The sequence below is a fragment of the Pseudomonas sp. SIMBA_067 genome (assembly GCF_046534675.1).
Lineage (GTDB): Bacteria > Pseudomonadota > Gammaproteobacteria > Pseudomonadales > Pseudomonadaceae > Aquipseudomonas > Aquipseudomonas putida.
Window position 1 is genome coordinate 1 of record NZ_JAWRYH010000197.1, and the last position, 322, is coordinate 322.

A 322-nucleotide genomic window follows, 5' to 3' on the forward strand; every position below is an offset into this window, starting at 1 on the left:
GTTGTGTGTAACCGTAGCTGGCAGCTTGATAGTAGGTGATCGCCCGCTGGATCAACGGATCATCGCTGCCCACGCGTAGCTCCTGGCTTTCACCCAGCGCCTGGTCATGGCGACGCAACCCTTGGCGCGGGCTGAGGATCGCCAGGTCCTTGCCGTCGAACAACCCCAGGTGCTGGTAGTTGCCGACCACCACACGTGGTGGCAATGGGCTGTCTTGCAACAGGTTGCGACCAAAGAAGGTGGACTCGTAGCTCAGGTTGAGCAGGCCCAGCAAGGTGGGCGCCAAGTCGATCTGGCTGGCCAGTTGCGCGGTTTCCCGGGC

General features: G+C 62.1%; 1 pseudogene. It reads right to left on the reverse strand.

Going from position 1 to position 322, the window contains the following annotated elements:
* A pseudogene (locus tag SB765_RS28705) lies at positions 1–322 on the reverse strand (LTA synthase family protein); the annotation flags it as partial.